The 14044-nt window shown below is 58.2% G+C and carries 14 protein-coding genes and 1 rRNA gene; 9 read left to right on the top strand and 6 right to left on the bottom strand.

Annotation, left to right across the window (positions count from 1 at the left end):
• The first annotated feature begins 5 nt into the window (after positions 1 to 5).
• The 3 genes from ssb (at position 6) to WA922_RS02155 (ending at position 1307) form a co-directional block, all read left to right on the top strand.
• Positions 6 to 542 (top strand): single-stranded DNA-binding protein, encoded by a 537-nt coding sequence (gene ssb, locus WA922_RS02165; protein ID WP_424770037.1) that lies wholly within the window; start codon positions 6 to 8, stop codon positions 540 to 542.
• A gap of 199 nt (positions 543 to 741) precedes the next feature.
• A complete protein-coding gene (locus WA922_RS02160) occupies positions 742 to 1101 on the top strand; it encodes a hypothetical protein (protein WP_424770036.1) in 360 nt (119 codons plus the stop codon).
• The gene (locus tag WA922_RS02155; protein WP_424770035.1) at positions 1098 to 1307 is read left to right on the top strand and encodes a helix-turn-helix transcriptional regulator; all 210 of its coding nucleotides are present in this window, start codon (positions 1098 to 1100) and stop codon (positions 1305 to 1307) included. The genes WA922_RS02160 and WA922_RS02155 overlap by 4 nt, the downstream gene beginning before the upstream one ends.
• A 35-nt stretch (positions 1308 to 1342) precedes the next feature.
• Here WA922_RS02155 and WA922_RS02150 read toward each other — a convergent pair whose 3' ends face one another.
• Both WA922_RS02150 and WA922_RS02145 read right to left on the bottom strand, forming a co-directional pair.
• Complete coding sequence (locus WA922_RS02150; RefSeq protein ID WP_424770034.1) at positions 1343 to 1873, bottom strand: YceD family protein; 531 nt, start codon at positions 1871 to 1873, stop codon at positions 1343 to 1345.
• Positions 1873 to 2451, bottom strand: coding sequence for a ubiquinol-cytochrome C chaperone family protein (locus WA922_RS02145; RefSeq protein WP_424770033.1), 579 nt, complete (start codon positions 2449 to 2451; stop codon positions 1873 to 1875). Before WA922_RS02145 ends, WA922_RS02150 begins: the two co-directional genes overlap by 1 nt.
• A gap of 196 nt (positions 2452 to 2647) precedes the next feature.
• On the opposite strand from WA922_RS02145, the gene WA922_RS02140 reads away from it, so the two are divergent.
• The 5 genes from WA922_RS02140 to WA922_RS02120 all read left to right on the top strand — a co-directional run bounded on the left by WA922_RS02140 (position 2648) and on the right by WA922_RS02120 (position 8486).
• Entirely contained in the window at positions 2648 to 3121 is a 474-nt protein-coding gene (locus WA922_RS02140; RefSeq protein WP_424770032.1) for an outer membrane protein assembly factor BamE, read from the top strand.
• A gap of 78 nt (positions 3122 to 3199) precedes the next feature.
• Positions 3200 to 3760: an ATP-dependent protease subunit HslV gene (gene hslV, locus WA922_RS02135; protein WP_424770031.1), complete on the top strand. Its 561-nt coding sequence runs from the start codon at positions 3200 to 3202 to the stop codon at positions 3758 to 3760.
• 11 nt (positions 3761 to 3771) lie between these two features.
• Positions 3772 to 5073, top strand: a complete 1302-nt coding sequence (hslU, locus tag WA922_RS02130) for an ATP-dependent protease ATPase subunit HslU (protein ID WP_424770030.1) — start codon at positions 3772 to 3774, stop codon at positions 5071 to 5073.
• A 129-nt stretch (positions 5074 to 5202) separates the two neighbouring features.
• Entirely contained in the window at positions 5203 to 8082 is a 2880-nt protein-coding gene (locus tag WA922_RS02125) for a M16 family metallopeptidase (protein WP_424770029.1), read from the top strand.
• Between the two features lie 5 nt (positions 8083 to 8087).
• Positions 8088 to 8486, top strand: a complete 399-nt coding sequence (locus tag WA922_RS02120; protein ID WP_424770028.1) for a GFA family protein — start codon at positions 8088 to 8090, stop codon at positions 8484 to 8486.
• A gap of 12 nt (positions 8487 to 8498) precedes the next feature.
• On the opposite strand, the gene WA922_RS02115 is transcribed toward WA922_RS02120, so the two are convergent.
• The 4 genes from WA922_RS02115 to WA922_RS02100 all read right to left on the bottom strand — a co-directional run bounded on the left by WA922_RS02115 (position 8499) and on the right by WA922_RS02100 (position 13332).
• Positions 8499 to 10295: an ABCB family ABC transporter ATP-binding protein/permease gene (locus WA922_RS02115; RefSeq protein ID WP_424770027.1), complete on the bottom strand. Its 1797-nt coding sequence runs from the start codon at positions 10293 to 10295 to the stop codon at positions 8499 to 8501.
• Between the two features lie 64 nt (positions 10296 to 10359).
• Positions 10360 to 11379, bottom strand: coding sequence for an aspartyl protease family protein (locus WA922_RS02110; protein ID WP_424770026.1), 1020 nt, complete (start codon positions 11377 to 11379; stop codon positions 10360 to 10362).
• 62 nt (positions 11380 to 11441) lie between these two features.
• Positions 11442 to 13016, bottom strand: a complete 1575-nt coding sequence (locus WA922_RS02105; RefSeq protein ID WP_424770025.1) for a lipopolysaccharide biosynthesis protein — start codon at positions 13014 to 13016, stop codon at positions 11442 to 11444.
• Positions 13017 to 13032: 16 nt separating this feature from the next.
• A complete protein-coding gene (locus tag WA922_RS02100; RefSeq protein WP_424770024.1) occupies positions 13033 to 13332 on the bottom strand; it encodes a hypothetical protein in 300 nt (99 codons plus the stop codon).
• A gap of 300 nt (positions 13333 to 13632) precedes the next feature.
• Between WA922_RS02100 and WA922_RS02095 the strand changes: the two genes are divergently transcribed.
• A 16S ribosomal RNA gene (locus WA922_RS02095) occupies positions 13633 to 14044 on the top strand; the annotation flags it as partial.

Raw genomic sequence — 14044 nt, 5'->3', positions numbered from 1 at the left:
GTGTTATGGCCGGGTCTCTCAACAAGGTAATGCTCATCGGCAATCTGGGCGCAGATCCCGAAGTGCGCAGTTTTCAGAATGGCGGCAAAGTCTGCAATCTGCGGATTGCCACATCCGAACAATGGAAAGACAAGAACTCGGGTGAGCGTCAGGAACGCACCGAATGGCACACGGTCGCTATTTTTTCCGAAGGTCTGGTCAATGTGGCCGAGCGATTTTTGCGCAAGGGCAGCAAGGTCTTTATCGAAGGCCAGTTACAGACCCGCAAATGGCAGGACCAGCAGGGCAATGACCGTTACAGCACCGAAGTTGTCCTGCGCGGCTATAACGGAACATTGACCATGCTTGACGGGCCCGGCGGAAATCAGGGCGGCGGGAATCAAGGCGGCGGCGGAAATTACGGCGGCGGTTCGGGCGGCGGCTCAGGCGGCGGCTGGAACCAAGGCGGCGACGGTAATTCGGGTGGCGGCAACTTTGGTGGAGGCGGCTCTGGTGGAGGGGGCTCCAATTATGACGATCTGGATGACGATATTCCGTTCTGATCTGAGGAAAACAGCCCATCATCCTAGCAAGGCCCGCCAGTCTCTCTGGCGGGCTTTTTGATTTGCTGGGCAAGGAACCAGTCCAGCAATGTTAAACTCTATTGACATTTCCGATAAAATGTACAAATGTCTTTACATCAATGGGAGTAGCGATGTGAAGAGTATGACATATAGGCAAAAGATGTGGGCGCTTGCGGCAATGGCTATCCTCACGTCCATAGCGGTTGGCGTGGTGATGGGTATGGTGAGCCGGGATATCGCATCGCCATCGAATATATGGGTGGTGGCACCGATTTTGATTGTGTTATTTGCAGTGCAATTGATCGCGATACGCCCGTGGTGGAACCATTTGGATGACCTTCAAAAACAAGCGCATCTGACGAGCTGGTACTGGGGCGGCATGTCCGGGGCTGTGCTGTTTATCATCTGGCTGGTTGCCAATACAATGCACCACAGTGATTTCGGCATGGGCGCCGGGGCCATGTTCTTTGCGCAATTTGCCGGCTTCTGTGCGTATTATCTTTATTGGCGGGTCCGGGGGCGGGGACCGGCGGAATGAAAAACTGTCTGCGCGAATTGCGCAAAGCGAAAGGTATCAACCAAGCCGAGCTGGCTGAAGCTATCGCGGTTTCACGCCAGTCCATTATCGCGATGGAGGCAGAGAAATATGATCCATCTTTGCCGATGGCATATCGCCTGGCGGCTTTTTTCGATATTCCGGTAGAGGAGATGTTTTTCAACCCGTGGCGCGCGCAGCAAGGGTAAATCCGTGCAGTACCGCGCTGTCCGTGGGGGCGCGCTTACCGCTTCAGCGCCGCCAACATTTCTGCCAGCGGTCCGCCATGTTCGCCCTCCACCGAAAGATTTTTATTTTTCCGCGCCGTTCCTGCAGCGGGGCCGGTCGCATATGGGTCAATCATCAGGCCGAAGCTCTGCGCAACCGCTTCGCCCAGATCGAAACTGTCGCCGTCATATTCCAATTCATCCAGATCATCTGCGCTCAGCTCGAGCTCCTCATCGGGAGCATAATCGCGGCGTGCCGGCACAAAGCGGAGCGATAATTCCTCGCTATCCGTTACTGCAAAATCCTCACCCGACACCGCGCAGCTTTGTGTCCAGGCCGCAGCGAGCGTTCCGACTGCCGCGATTGCCTCGCCATCGGGCGTCACCGTCAACACCGCGCGGAGGCGGCCGATCGCGGGCACATCAAAGCGTTTAGCAAGCGCGCCGCGTTCCGCTTCACTGGCGGTAATATCATAGCGGCTTTCCGTGATCGCCTTGATTTTGATCGGCCGGTGCAGTTCGCCTGTTTTCATCTCTGGCGCGTCCATCAGTCGGGGAAACCCGCCAAGACCCGATCATTGGGCGCCGCTGAAAGGCTGTGCGACACAGCAATCAACCGCTGCGCCATTGCCGATCCATCACTGCCCTCAGTAAGGTTGGCGTTGCGGATGACGACTGCGGTGGTCGCCTCCAGCCCTTCGGGAATGGCGGTACGGAACGCGCCGAGCCGGCCGCCCATAGCTTCCATCATTTCACCCATTTTCTTGCCCAGGGTCGGGTCACCAAAACCAAGTTCGCGCAGTTGCCCTTCCATGTCATCGACGAACAATTCGGTCAGCCGGGAAGATTCGGCAATCAATTCACCGTTCTGTTCCAGCCGCAACATGGCAATCGCCAGCACGTTGGTGATCATATCGAACCGGCCGTCAACCGTGTCCGATGCGCCGCATTCGCGGTACCATACCGGATTGCGCGCTTCGTTCACCACCCATAGCCATAATGGGCGCAATTCTTCCTTCGGATCCGCCTCTGTCCCGAATAATCTGCCGAAAAATGACATGAAATACGCCCTTACATTCTGTTTGGTCAGCATCCGATTGGCGCCCGATGGCCAAATACCGTTCATCGATAATTCAAACGCGCCCCGCCAACCGGCCAGAGCGGTTCCCCTGGCAGCAGATGATACTGAATGCCGAGTGTTGCACACTCTGCACTGCCGCCTTAAGGGATACTGATGATATAGGGCTTGGTTCCGCCCATCCAAGGCGCGCACTGCGTTTGGAGAGCGGAGCGGAAGGCTGATGATAAAAAGTAGGATATTCATGTTCTCACGCAAAATGCTCGCTTGTCTCGCTTTGGCCGCCAGTGCGACCACCATCAGCGGCTGCGCATCTATCCGTGAAAATCGCGGCTATATCGTCGATCAGGGACTGATCAGCGCGGTCCAGCCCGGCATTGATAACCAGCAATCGGTTGCCGCCACGCTTGGGCGCCCGACATTTACCAGCCAGTTTGGTGAACCGGTGTGGTATTATGTATCCAGCACAACCGGGCGCAAGCCCTTTGTCCGCCCGCAGATACGCGAACATACCGTCCTGGCGGTCAAGTTTGATGCGGCAGGCAATGTCATTGCAGCGGACCGTTCGGGTCTTGAGCAGGTGGCCTACATCTCCCCCGATGGCGATCAGACGCCGACTTTGGGCCGCGAACGCGGGTTCCTGGAAGATCTGTTTGGCAATATCGGCACGGTTGGCGCACCGGGTGCTGGCGGGGCTGGCGGCCCCGGCGGTCCGTAAGCCTATTGGCTGCGGCGCATCCCGGCATCCCGGCACCTGACGCCTTGACCGGTTGAGGCGGCTCCCCATATCCCTGTCATGAGTGATACACACAACCCGCACGGGCTCGTCCAATGGCACGGGACCACGATCATTGGTGTAAAAACAGGCGGCAAAACCGTTATCGCCGGCGATGGTCAGGTCTCTATGGGCAACACGGTGATGAAGCCCAATGCCCGCAAAGTCCGCCGGATTGGCAAGGATGGAAACGTCATTGCCGGTTTCGCGGGCGCCACCGCTGATGCCTTTACCCTGTTTGAACGGCTGGAGAAAAAGCTGGAGCAGCATCGCGGCCAATTGCTGCGCGCTGCGGTGGAGCTTGCCAAGGACTGGCGGACCGACAAATATCTGCGCAATCTGGAAGCATTGATGATCGTGGCGGATACGGAAAGTCTGCTGGTGTTGACCGGTAATGGCGATGTGCTGGAGCCCGAAGGCGGCGTTACCGCGATCGGATCGGGCGGAAATTACGCTCTGGCGGCAGGGCGGGCGCTGACAGATTATGAAACCGATGCAGAGCAAATTGCGCGCAAAGCGATGGCCGTGGCCGCCGATATCTGCGTGTTCACCAACGGCAATGTGACCGTGGAAGAAATCTGAGATTTAGACACATGACACAAGCACTTACCCCCAAAGCCATTGTGGCTGCGCTGGATGAACACATCATCGGGCAGAAAGACGCCAAACGCGCGGTGGCTGTTGCCTTACGGAACCGGTGGCGGCGCCAGCAATTGGGTCTTGATCTGCGCGATGAGGTAACCCCCAAGAATATCCTCATGATTGGTCCCACTGGCTGCGGCAAAACCGAGATCAGTCGCCGCCTTGCCAGGCTGGCGCAGGCCCCGTTCGTAAAGATCGAAGCGACGAAATTTACCGAAGTTGGCTATGTCGGCCGCGATGTCGAACAGATTGCCCGCGATCTGGCCGAGGAAGCGATCCGGCTGGAGAAAGAGCGCCGCCGCGAAGCCGTGCGCGAGGCAGCCAGCAAAGCTGCGATGGACCGTTTGCTGAACGCTCTGGTGGGCGAAAATGCCTCCGAGGCGACGCGCGAAAGCTTTCGCCAGCGGATCACCGATGATTCGATGAACGATACTGAGGTGGAAATCGATGTGATCGATGCCCCTTCCATGCCGATGGATATTCCCGGTATGGGCGGTGGGATGGGGATGATCGACCTGTCCGATATGATGGGCAAAGCGATGGGCAAGTCCAACACCAAGCGGCGCAAATTAAAAGTGCCCGATGCGTGGGACAGGCTGGTCGAAGAAGAGGCCGAGAAGCGGATGGACCAGGATGATGTCGCCCGCGTTGCATTGGAAAATGCGGAAACGAACGGCATCGTGTTCCTTGACGAGATTGACAAAATCGCGGTCAGCGATGTGCGCGGCGGCTCGGTTAGCCGCGAAGGCGTGCAGCGCGACCTGTTGCCGCTGATAGAGGGCACGACCGTATCGACAAAATATGGTCCGATGAAAACCGACCATATTCTGTTTATCGCCAGCGGCGCGTTCCATGTCTCCAAACCCTCCGACATGCTGCCCGAATTGCAGGGCCGCCTACCGATCCGGGTGGAATTGCGCGCTCTGACCGAGGAAGACTTCGTCCGTATTCTGGGCGAGACGCGGGCCAATCTGGTGGCGCAATATAAGGCGTTGCTGGCTACTGAACAGGTGACAGTGGAAATGGGCGAGGATGCCATTGCCGAAGTTGCCAGGATTGCGGCGCAAGTGAATGAAAGCGTTGAGAATATCGGCGCGCGGCGTTTGCAGACTGTCATGGAAAAACTGCTCGAAGATCTAAGCTTTGAAGCCGAAGACCATACCGGCGAAACGATCACAATCGATGCCGCCTATGTGCGCGAGCGGCTGACTGATCTGGCAAGCGATACCGATTTGAGCAAATATATCCTGTAAGGCGGAGGTGCGCGCTCCTGGCCGAGCGCCATCATACACTGACAGAATAGTCCGCCTTGCCGGTTGCCATATGGCGTCTGGCTTGGTTAACTGGACCCTGACGCCAATCACCGATCAGGGGACTTTGCCATGCTTCGCTCAATTCTAACCGTCAGTACTGCGGCCTTTGCCTTAATGGCAGCCGGGCCCGCTTTGGCCGATGGCCATAGTGGCGGACATGCAGATGGGCATATGGGCGATACAGCACCGGCCATTGCAGCGCCCGAAATCGAATATACCGAATGGATGCTCGATAACGGGCTGCGCGTCATCGCGATTGAGGATGATACAACCTCCACCGTCACCACATCGATGTGGTATGATATTGGCAGCAAGCTGGACCCGGAAGGGCGCAGCGGTTTCGCGCATCTGTTCGAACATATTCTCAGCCGCAAGACGGAGAATATGCCGTATAATATGATTTACGGCCTGACCGCTGATATTGGCGGCACGCGCAACGCATCCAACAGCCCCGACCGGACCAATTATTTCGAGCAGGTCCCGGCTGAATATCTGGAGCGGATGCTGTGGACGCATAAGGAGCGGATGGCGCTGCCGGTTATTGATGAGGACGTGTTTGGCAAAGAGCGCGAAGTGGTGAAGGAAGAGCTGCGCCAGCGTGTGCTCGCGCCGCCTTATGGCCGGTTCCAGCGATTTGTTCTGGCGGAAAATGCGTTTGATGTGCTGCCGCAGCGCCGCCCCGGTATCGGCAGTATTGACGATCTTGATTCCGCCACGCTGGATGACGCGCGGGCATTTTATCAGGCCTATTACGGGCCTGATACGGCGACGCTGATCGTTGCGGGCAATTTCGATATGGCGCAACTGCGCGGCCTGGTCGATGAATATTTCGCCGATATTCCGCGCCGCGCCGCGCCGGTTCCGCTGGAGATTATCGCGCGCGAACCCGAACGGACCGAGCCGCGCTTCATTACGGCCACCGCGCCCAACGTACCGCTGCCGCTGCTTGGTGCCTTGTGGAAAATTCCCGGTGCCGCGCACCCTGATGCGGCGGCATTGGAAGTGCTCGACCAGATAATGTCAGGCGGCGATAACAGCCGCCTGCACAAGGCGCTGGTGCGGACCGGTAAGGCTGTCCAGTCGCAGCATTTTGCGTCATTAAGCGAGGAGGGCGGTTTTCTCGCCAATTTCGCGGTGGTCAACCCGATGGCCGACGCCGATGAAGTAAACGCATTGCTCGCCGCAGAACGCGAAAACGTGCGCACGCATCCGGTCACCGGTGCCGAACTGGCGGAAGCGAAAAACGAGATTTTTGCCGCTGCCCTGCGCCGCCGCGAAACTGCGCGCGGGCGGGCGTTTGAAGTGGGCGAGGCATTGATGCTAACCGGCGATCCCAAGGCGGCTGATATCCGGCTCCAACGGATCGCGGCGGTTACTGCCGATGATATCATGCGCGCCGCGCAGACGCATATGAAGCCGGAGGCGCGGGTCGAGTTTAAATATATCGCCGGGGAGGATGATCCGGCAAGCTATGCCAACCCGCATCCATTCCCGGTATTCCGCGCCTTGCCAGCAGCCACCGGCACGCCGCGCCAGGTCAAAGCTGATGGGGAGCGCGAGCTGCCTCCTGGCCCGGGAGCCAAGCCTGTTGTCGAGGCCCCGGCCATTGCCGAAACGATGCTAGATAATGGCATGGCTGTGGTGGCAACGCAGACCAGCAATGTCCCGATGGCGACCATGACAGTCCTGTTTCCCGGCGGCAGCGCCAGCGATCCGCGCGATAAGGCGGGCATTGCCGAATTGGCGGCAGGTCTGGCCGATAAAGGGACAGCGACCATGTCGGCCGGCGAGATCGCTGCGCGGCTTGAAAGTCTGGGCGCGTCTTTCGGCGGCACCGCTGCGACCGATGGCACCTATTTCAGCCTGACCGCGCCCGCTGCGGTTTTCAAACAGGCGGGGATGATCTTTGCTGACATTGTCAGCAGCGCATCCTATCCCGGCGATGAATTCGAGCGCGAGAGGAAGCGCGCTCTGGACGGGTTGCAGGTGCAACTGAAAGATCCCGGGGTTTTGGCGGGGTATGTCGCGTTGCCGGTCATGTATGGCGATGCACCCTATGGCACATTGTCTGATGGCACACCCGACAGCCTGGCCGCCATCACTGCGGCGGACCTTACCGCGCACCGCCAGAAATACTGGCACCCGCAGCGCGCGAAAGTGATTGTCAGCGGGGGTATGGCCCCCGATGCGGCCACCGCAATGGTGGCTGAATTGATGGGCGATTGGACTGTCGATACAGCGCCGCCAGAACCGGTTGCGGATCTCGATGGGGAGGCTTTGCCGCCGCGCACCATCGTCATTGATATGCCGGAGGCCGGGCAGGCGGCCGTGCTCGCGGGCGTACGCGCCCTGCCGCGCGCGGATGAGCGGTATTATGATCTGATGCTGGCCAATGCTGTGCTGGGCGGCGGATCAAGCGGGCGTCTGTTCGATGAAATCCGCACCAAGCGGGCGCTTAGTTACGGTGCCTATAGCGGTTTTGGATCGCGGGCAGGTGCATCCGTGCTGACTGCCAGCGCGCAGACCAAAAACGAAACTGCCGCCGAGGTGGCAAAGATTTTCCTTGATGAGTTTGCGCGTCTGGGAACCGAGCCGTTGGCCGATGATCTGCTCGAAACGCGGCGGCTTTTCCTGGGCGGCAGCTATTCACGCGCGCTGGAAACCAGTTCCGGTTTCAACGCTATCGTTGCTGGATTGATGCTGCAGGGACTGGAGCCCGCAGAAGCGTCCCGCCTGGCGGAGGAATTGTCGGCTGTCAGCGCACAGGATGCTTCATCGGTCGCCACGGATATTGTCGATCCCGACAAAGCAACCATCATCATCGTCGGCGATGCGAAGCAGTTCATCGACAAATTGCGCGAATTGCGCCCCGATGTGGAAGTGATCCCTGCCGAGGGGATTGACCTGTCGAGCGCCGATCTGGGCGTCACATCGGCTGAAAGGAAGTAAGCCAGATGGCCGAAGGGGGATGCCAATGCGGTGCGGTACGGTACGCCATCACCGGTGATCTGGAACGGCATGCGCTGTGCCATTGCAGCGATTGCCGCGCGAGTTCGGGCGCGCCGATGATGGGCTGGCTGGTGGTGGAACAGGCCAGGATGCAGATCACCAAGGGTACGCCGCAAGCCTACCAATCATCCGAGAATGCCAGTCGCCATTTTTGCGCCACCTGCGGGACGGGATTGTTTTATTACAATCCGGTCTATCTGCCCGGTATGGTGGATGTGCAAAGCTGCACGCTGGATGATCCGGATGCAGCACCGGCCGGAGCGCATATCATGGTCACCGAACGCGTGGGCTGGATGGAACACGCGCATGACTGGCCGCAATTTGAAACATTTCCAGGCGAGTAGGAGCGAAGCTGTCTAGCTGCTCTCACTCGCCTGCCGCAGCCACATTTCGGCATAGAGCCCGTCTTGCTTGAGCAGATCATTATGGCTACCGCGCTCAGCCAGTGTCCCCTGGTCCAGCACCAGAATTTCATCCGCATCGGCAATTGTTGACAGGCGATGCGCAATCGACAGCGTGGTCCGGTCGCGCGAAATCCGGTCCAGAGTGGCGAGAATATCCTGCTCGGTCCGGCTATCCAGCGCGCTGGTGGCTTCATCGAGCATAAGTATGGGCGGGTTTTTCACCAGGGTTCGCGCAATTGCAACGCGCTGCTTTTCACCGCCTGACAGTTTCAGTCCGCGCTCGCCGACTTCGGTGTCAAAGCCTTGCGGGAGCTTTTCGATAAAAGGCAAAATCGCTGCATCACGCGCAGCGGCCAGCATTGCCGCTTCATCCGCGCCGCCTTTACCGTAAGCGATATTATAGCCGATGGTATCGTTGAACAGAACGCTGTCTTGCGGAACGATCCCGATTGCATCGCGCACCGTGGCTTGCTGGACAGAGGCAATATCCTGCCCGTCGATCAGAATGCGGCCCGACCACGGATCGTAAAAGCGAAACAGGAGGCGGGCGATGGTCGATTTGCCCGCACCCGATGGGCCAACAATCGCAATATTATCGCCTGCAGGGACTTCAAAGCTGAGGCCTTGCAAAATGGTGCGATCGGATTCGTAGCCGAACACGACATTATCAAACACGACCGTTGGCTGGCGGATCACCAGAGCGGGCGCGCCGGGTGCGTCTTCCACTTCAACGGCGGTGTCGATCAGCTTGAACATTGCGCCCATATCAATCAGCCCCTGCCGGATCGTGCGGTAGACAAAACCAAGCAGATCGAGCGGCCGGAATAGCTGCATCAGATAGGTATTTACAAACACCAGATCACCGACCGTCAGCGCGCCCTTGCTCCAGCCCCACACGGTGTAAGCCATCGCGCCCGCCATCAGCGCGTTGGTAATCAGCGATTGGGTGATGTTGAGGAGGCCGAGCGAGTTGTCGCTTTTCACTGCCGCATCGGCATAGGCATGCGCGGCCTTGCTATAGCGTTCTTCCTCGCGCGTTTCGGCGCCAAAATATTTGACCGTTTCGTAATTGAGCAGCGAATCCACCGCGCGGCCCAAAGCGCGGCCATCCATATCGTTCATCTCGCGCCGTAACTGTGTGCGCCACTCGGTGATCCAGCGGGTGACAGCGATATAGGTGATGACGGTGAAGGCCGTTGCCGCAACCAGTTCCCACCCGAAATTGAGGTAGAAGATAATCCCCACTGCGATCAGTTCCACAATGGTTGGCGCGATATTGAACAGCATGAAATAGAGCATCGAATCGATGGTCTTGGTGCCGCGCTCGATTGTTTTGGTAATCTCTCCCGTGCGCCGGGACAGATGGAAGCGCAGGCTCAGCCGGTGGAGGCGGTGGAAGACATCCTGAGCAAACTGGCGCGTTGCGTCCTGCCCGACCCGTTCAAACACGATGTTGCGCAGATTATCAAACGCGACGCTGGCAAACCGGCCAAAACCATAGGCCAGCACCATAGCGAGCGCGGCCAGAAACGCTTCGTTCGATACCGTCGCCATGCCATCCACGGCTGCGCGGTAGGCGAAGGGCAGCGACAGAATGGTGGCCTTGGCCGCGATGACCAGCAGGATCGCAATAACGATCCGCAGTTTCAGTGACGGATTGTCGCTTGGCCAAAGATAGGGCAGAAACCGTCTGAGTACGCCCCAGCTTTCGTGATCGGATGGTGCGGGGGAAGCGTGATCTGGCGGCATGGACGCCTATGTGGCGATGATCGCTGTCCGCCGCAATGCCGTTATCTGCAATGTCCGCGCGCCGTCAGCGGCGGCTGGATCGAAATCCGATATCGGTATCGCGCACGTTGCGGGTATTGGCAGGCATATCAAACAGCACTTGGCGCCGCTCAAAATCAATGGCCAATCGGTCCAGCAAACGCAAATCGCGCATACCCATAATCAGGGCAGGGCGGCGATCCAGCTTGAGCGCAGCAAAGGCGGGGCTGTCAGCAAAGGTGATCGGCATATTGACCAACTGCATCCGCTGGATGCGGACCGATTTTGCGATGTGACGATCACCAACCAGCACGGCGCCGTTGACGTCGGTTGCGCTTACTTCTTCCCGGCTGCGCGACCGCAATTTCCGTTTCAGAGCGGGATTGCCGAAGCTGTTTTGAGCGCCGGTATCGATAATCACCGCGGTTTTGACGCCGTCAATCACGGCATTGGTGATGATCAGGCGGCCGAGGCGGCGGCGCGCGCGGACGACGATTTCATACCCGGCATTCCCGCCCAGTGCCGCGGCATTATCCACTGCAATCGAATTGGCCCGAAAATCGATCAGAACGCGCAGGTCCTGCAGACTGTCGAGGCCCAGGATGCCGTCCGCGCCGATATTGCGCGCCTCCAGCATAGGCGCTTCGATAGTGCCGAATATTCGCGCGGCAAATTCCAGTCCGCTCAGCTCGACCAGATCCACTGCCTTGCTGCTGGCCATGCCAACCACCGTGGCGCGGCCCGCAGATGGCAGTTTGAGCCGTTCGGTCAAACCGCGCGTAACCACTGTGGCTTGCGCGCCGGTATCAATCATGAAGCGAAACGGGCCTTCGCCCTTGATGGTGACCGGCACGGTCAGCCGTTTGTGAAAATCGGCTTGCCCCTCGACCACCTCTTCGCCGTTTGTCGCGCCGCTCTGCCCAGTGTTTTCGGGCGCAGTGTTTTCGGGCGCAGTGTTTTCGGGCGCAGTGTTTTTGGGCGCTGCGTCTTCGCGGTCTGGTAAGGAGTGGGCCGGGGCGATTGGCGCAGCCAGAGCAGACCCGGCGAGAAGAACGAAATGGAGCATAGTGAACGGGTGTTTCTTAATGACGAGACGTGGATATACCACGCCGCGGCGCCGCCACCTAATCAGCTTATCGCGCCGGTCCTGCTGGTATCGCTATCCGGGACGGCACTGCGCTGGCGCAGCATCGCCCATGTTTCGCGGATTACAGTTGGCCAGACCAGCCATAATGTCCCGGCATATGTCGCCCCGCCAATCGCGGCCAGGCATAGCAGTTCAACGGGCGCGAAAAGGCCAGCTGTCAGAAATTTCGCGCCGGAAACCGTTGCAGCCATCACCGCGCAGCCGACCATTGCAGGGATCAGCTGGGCTACCAGATCACCGAACCGCACATTGATGGCGGGCAGGGTCAGCACCAGCGTTGTCACCAGCAATCCGGGGGCGGCAACCCACCACGCATGAACAAGCCCCATCGGGCCAGCCGAAATGCCCCACAGGAAGGCGCAGGGGAACAACACCGCACCCGCAATGCTGCTGGCCACATATATACGCGGCCGGCCAATCGCATTGGTGGCAGGGGAGCAGACAATTTGCAGTGCAAAGAAGGGCATGGCCAATGCAAGGCCGGCAGCAATCGGTGCCATTTCCGTCCATTTGGGGCCGAACAGGGTCAGGATCGCGGCATCAGCGGTCAGGGCAAGGCCAACATATAAAGGCGCGGTGACCAGAATGACTGTACGCGCGGTGCGCAGGAAGGGGGCGGCCAGAGGCTTCCCTTTCTTGTGCAGTTCCGCATAAGCGGGAAAGGCGACTTCGTTAATCGGCGGCAGAAACCGCGCGGTAATTATGAGCGTGACAAACAGCGCCTCTGCATACAAGCCCAGATCATGCACATCGAAAGCGCGCCCCGCAATCAGGATGTCGCTCTGACTCTGCACAATCCAGAATAGCTGGCATAGGGTCAGCGCGCCGCCAAAGCTGATTATGTCGCCTGCGCCGCGGAAATCAAACACCGGCCACACCAACAGCCGGGCAGAGATCGTCAGGCCGAGAGCTTTGACGGTGAACATCGCGATCGGCGCATAGACCAATGCCCATACACCGTAACCCAGCCATGCCAGAGCGAGCGCCGTGCCTGCGCCCACCGCGGCACAGAGCAAATTCACGAGACCCTGATTTTTGAACTGTATCTGCCGCGACAGCAGCGCACTGGGCAGCGCGATGAACGGGGTGGTCAGGAAGATCACGGCCTGGACTTTCAGCATCGCTTCGACTTGCGGCTGCCCGTAATAGTCCGCTGCAACCGGGGCGAGCAGGAATTGCGCAATGGCAAGGCATGTATTCATTATCAGTAGCAGGGCGAACACCTGCCCGGTGCGCCGCTGATCTATATGATCGGCCTGTATAAGGGATGTCGCGAAGCTATATCCGTTGAGGAACGCGAGCGCGTTAAGCATAACGTGCGTCATTGCGAACAGGCCGTAATCGCTCGGCTCCAGCAAGCGCACGACTGCGAAAGTGGACGTCCAGGTGATAATCTGCGCCAGGACCTGCGTGCCCCAGCGCCACGCGACGGCATTGCGTACGCGTATACCGAAATCGGGATCATCGCCCGACTCGGCTCGCGAATCCGGGGAAGTGAGGAACACGTCTTGCGTCACTGTCCCGCGCATAGAGGGCAAAGGTGAAGAATCAGCCAATAAACGGGCCGATTAACTATGTGGTTGAAAGTTCATCCGCCATGATCGGACCGCGTTTTGCGGTTGTTTTGGCCGCACCCGCCTTCGATTCTTCACCGGATACCCGTTCCAGAGCGGCCCCGCATCCGCAAACATGCCGCAGATACGGGAAAATATAAGCGGAAAAACCCCGGATTTCCGGGATTTTTCGTTCAATTTCGTTTCTTTTGTAATAAAATTGCAAAAAGCATTTGACGATTTTCAGAACCGCCAGTAGAAGCGCCTCACCAACACGGAAACGACGGCTTTGCCGCTTCGCCGGGTTGGTCGCCAACATTAATCGGATAGCCGGTCCCCCGGTGTAAATCGGGGAAACCATTGCTGTCCGCTTTTATGTTGAGCGGCTCTTTGACATTGTTAGTTTATGATGAAGGGACATGTGGGCGACGGCGCCAGGTCTATAGGCTTTAGGGCTATAGATACCTGTTAAATTAAGTCGATGCCTAATCTTGGTACACGCCAAGACTAAACATGTCTCAAATGTATCCATAAAATACGTTTGTATGCAGGTATCGACTCCTTAAATTCAAGCTACTTGGTTTGCTGCCCCTGGGCAGTGCCAATTGGTTTGTGACACAAACTTGAGAGTTTGATCCTGGCTCAGAACGAACGCTGGCGGCATGCCTAACACATGCAAGTCGAACGAACCCTTCGGGGTTAGTGGCGCACGGGTGCGTAACGCGTGGGAACCTGCCTTTAGGTTCGGAATAACAGTTAGAAATGACTGCTAATACCGGATGATGTCTTCGGACCAAAGATTTATCGCCTTTAGATGGGCCCGCGTTGGATTAGCTAGTTGGTGAGGTAAAGGCTCACCAAGGCGACGATCTCTAGCTGTTCTGAGAGGAAGATCAGCCACACTGGAACTGAGACACGGTCCAGACTCCTACGGGAGGCAGCAGTGGGGAATATTGCACAATGGGCGCAAGCCTGATGCAGCCATGCCGCGTGTGTGAAGAAGGCCTTCGGGTTGTAAAGCACTTTCAGTT

Origin of the sequence: Pontixanthobacter sp. (assembly GCF_049682855.1) — a bacterium.
Classification (GTDB): Bacteria; Pseudomonadota; Alphaproteobacteria; order Sphingomonadales; family Sphingomonadaceae; genus Pontixanthobacter.
The sequence above is the reverse complement of the archived record's forward strand: the minus strand, read 5'-3'. Positions and strand labels throughout refer to the sequence as shown.